The sequence below is a fragment of the Limosilactobacillus portuensis genome, assembly GCF_014838735.1.
Lineage (GTDB): Bacteria > Bacillota > Bacilli > Lactobacillales > Lactobacillaceae > Limosilactobacillus > Limosilactobacillus portuensis.
Window position 1 is genome coordinate 1 of the sequence record NZ_JABUXQ010000052.1, and the last position, 3758, is coordinate 3758.

1 protein-coding gene and 1 pseudogene are annotated in these 3758 nt (G+C 37.8%); both read left to right on the forward strand.

Translation table 11 applies throughout. The features are described from left to right. Positions 1 to 117 precede the first annotated feature (117 nt). A pseudogene (locus HUK49_RS10375) lies at positions 118 to 1813 on the forward strand (MBG domain-containing protein); the annotation flags it as partial. Between the two features lie 819 nt (positions 1814 to 2632). Then, the gene (locus tag HUK49_RS10390; protein ID WP_191913649.1) at positions 2633 to 3565 is read left to right on the forward strand and encodes a DNA/RNA non-specific endonuclease; all 933 of its coding nucleotides are present in this window, start codon (positions 2633 to 2635) and stop codon (positions 3563 to 3565) included. The last annotated feature ends 193 nt before the right edge of the window (positions 3566 to 3758 follow it).

A 3758-nucleotide genomic window follows, 5' to 3' on the forward strand; every position in this document is an offset into this window, starting at 1 on the left:
TACTGGAAAATCATATCGAATGAAAGATTATCAAGAACACACAAAGACACAAAAGTAAATCGGTGAAAAACGACATTTTTAAACCGGTGAAATCCTACATTTTAAAATCGGTGTTGACACCCAGCTGGCTACACTTTGATGGTCACGACTGAAAATGGTACCAACAACTTAAGTTACACTGCTAAAGACGGTGACTTAGTATTTAACCAAACTCCAGGTAATGTTGGTACTTACCAAGTTGAATTGTCTGCACAAGGCTTAGCTAACATCGAAAAGGCGCTTGGTACTAACTACGCATATCCACAAGCATCCGCTGATGTAACTACTAAGGGAACATTGACAGTTAACCAAGGTAAGGTCACCGTTACCCTTAATGGTAGTGATGGCAAAACTTATGATGCTAATGAGACTTTGCCAGGTAACCTTGATTTAAGTAAATACAATGTTGCTTACTCAGCTTCGGTTTACTCAGCAGACGGTAAGGTTCAAAAGCTTACTTTGACAGCTAATGATTTGCAAATTGTTGGCAATGCTACAAATGCCGGTACTTACCAAGTTGAACTATCACCAACAGGTCAAGCAAAACTTGAACAGTTTACTGGTAATAACGGTGCTAACTACAAGTGGACGTTTAAGACAAATGCGGACTACAAGATTACGGCGGCAACTGCTACAGCTGAAGTCAGCGGATCCAATGAAAAGGCCTTTGATGGTTCAGCCGTAACTCCAGTTGAAGTTAATAGCAATGGTCAAATCTTAGTTCACTTTACTTACCCAGGTTCGAACGCTCAAAGTACTTATACTTTGCAAGACGGTGATTACACTTGGAATACTAAGGATGGCAAGGCACCAACTGTTGTAGGTAACTACACAATTAACTTGAACAAGGATGCTATTTTAGCTCACTTGCAAGCAGCCTTGAATAGTCAAGCAGGTAGTGGCAACGTAACAATTGCAGAAGATGATTTATCAGGACAAGCCAGCTTTAACATTACGCCAAAGGAAATTAGCGATGTAACGATTTCTGGCAGTGATCAAAGCAAGACTTACAATGGTCAAGCAGCTGATCTTAATGTCAGTGGCTTAACGATTTCTGCAAGTGGCACCTTAACTGATACGCCATTAGTAAATCCAGGCATTAAGGCCAGTGACTTTGACTTGTACGATGCAGATGGTAAGAAGCTTGATGCTGCACCTGCACCGGTTAATGTAGGTACTTATCAAGCTCGCTTGAAGGCCAATGCGTTAGCTACACTGCAGAAAGCAAATCCAAACTACACGTTTAGTTCAGTCAGTGGTGTAATCAACTACACGATTACTCCAGCGACGGCAACTGCAACAATTGGTGGTAGTTGATAGTCGCACTTACAACGGTCAAACCACTTCAATTGCTGATGTAGTAAATGACGTACGTAACTTGGAGTTCAACTGGTTTAATTGAAGGTCAAACTCTTAATACAGCTGGCATTACTGCTAATAGTTATGCTTGGTACACCAAGGATAGCGACGGCAACTACCAACGCAATGACTGGTAATCCGGTTAACGCTGGTACTTACTACTTGAGATTGACCGACAATGCGATCAGTCAGCTTCAAAAGGACAATCCAAATTACAAGTTTGCTGATAATGCAATCGGTGGCGAGTTTACTTACACAATCAATGCTGTTGCAGGCAGGTCAAGCAACGCTTAGTGGTCAAGCTTCTAAGACGACTTATGATGGTCAAGCGGTAACACCTGTCGAGGTAGATAGTACAAACGGTAACATCGTTGTTCACCTTACTTTCCCAGGTTCAACTGCTCAAAGTACTTATACTTAGGAGGGGAGGAGGGATAGTTTTTATATACCCTACTCTCTAGATAAGCTCTCATCTAACAGCAATCATGAGAATGAAATCGGCTTATTATATTAGTTTAGTAGTAATATCGGTCTATACTAAAGATTAAGTCTGTAGTCCTGTACAACTTCTTACATTAGGAATGTATAACCGACATATGAAACAACTGCTTTATATTTTATATAGCAGCAAATATAGTTTGCGGATTACTGCTCTTGCTTAAGCAAAGAATAATGGCTAAGGCTGATATGCCAGGAATTGTTGATATACCAGCAATCAAAGAAAGTTATAAGTTATCGTTAATTAGAATCAAGTGACTTCTGAGATCATAAGCATTTCCCAATCTAGTTAATAAAGCAATTTGAGCCCCAACATTATATGTCATCGAATGGATGAACCATGCACAAAAAGCACCCGCTCAAGATCACAATATTTAAACTTATAATAGATTATGACTTTCAAAATTAAGCATATTATTGCTAAGTAAACAATTTAATATGACAGTGGAATGTAATTAACCAATAAAAAATGGTTAAATTTTGGTGTTTGTTATTTAAATAGGGGTTCTCTAATTAAGATATCAACATGTCATTAAAATTATAGTTTTAATGCTAGAGATATTTAAAAAGTACCCCGGCACTCATTTTTTACTCAATTATCCTTCCATATATAGACTCAACATATAGACTCAACTTTAGTAATTAAATATTTGTAAATTTGTTTTTAGCAACTTGACTCTTCACTACTGACTTAACTAAAATACAAATACTTTGAATTACTAAGGAGAAAATTCTTTTGCGGCTAATTAAAGCAATTAAGATTGGCTTATTATTTATCATTGGATTTGGCATTGGGATTGGTTTTGCATATGGCTATCCATATTACCAGAAACTCCAGTTCCAACATCATTTTCAGCAAAATTACGATCATCGATCATCAAATACTGTTGGCGGAATCACTAGTCAGCAAAAACAGATGCTGGCACAATTAAATTATCATTCTGGTCAATATCCGATTATCTATTTAAACAACGGTAAATCAACCTTAAACCCTAAGTCATGGAAAACAAACCATGTTAACTATCAACAACTTGATGCTCAGCAACGAACATCGGCTAGTAATACCGCATTCCTTCAACAACGGAATCATGCCAACACTAGTTTACGAGTTCAGCAAACCGTTGAACCTGCTGGTTGGCATCCTAATCGCAATGGTCTGTTGATTTATAATCGTGGTCACTTAATCGCTTATTCATTAACAGCCGGTCTTAATAAAATAACTGGTAAGTATCAACCAAGTGCCGTTGGTGATCAAGACAATCCACGAAACCTCTTTACAGAAACCGATTTTACTAATCAGATGCTTCAAACAATCTATGAAACGGAAGTTCGTCATGCAATTGAACATGGTAAACACGTTGTTTTCCAAGCAACACCAATTTTTCGTAATAATGAAACAATTGCTCGCGGAATTAATCTTCAAGCGCTTTCAACAGATGGAACGCTTAATTTTAATGTTTATCTGTTGAATGTTGAGCCTGGAATAAGGATTAACTACCAAGATGGGACAACAACGGTTGATAATTCACAACAGATTCCAGTTCCGTTTGCTGCTGACGATGAGTATGAAATCGACAAAAGTAATGAAACAGATGGTCCAATTAAAGCAACCGGCCATTACACACGTCCAATCGCTGATCAACCACGACAATATTATCGTTCTTATTGATACAAGAATGACGAACAACGGTTTCCATTAGCAAAAAAGCTAACGAAAACCGTTGTTTTTTTGTTCTATTGCAATGGCAGATTGTAAAATTTAAGTTGAACATTTAAGTAGACAGAAAAACCCATCAAGGTCTTTAATGGTGTTACCACAACATTCCATTAGAAAGAAGGACCTTAATGGGCACCACTATTTT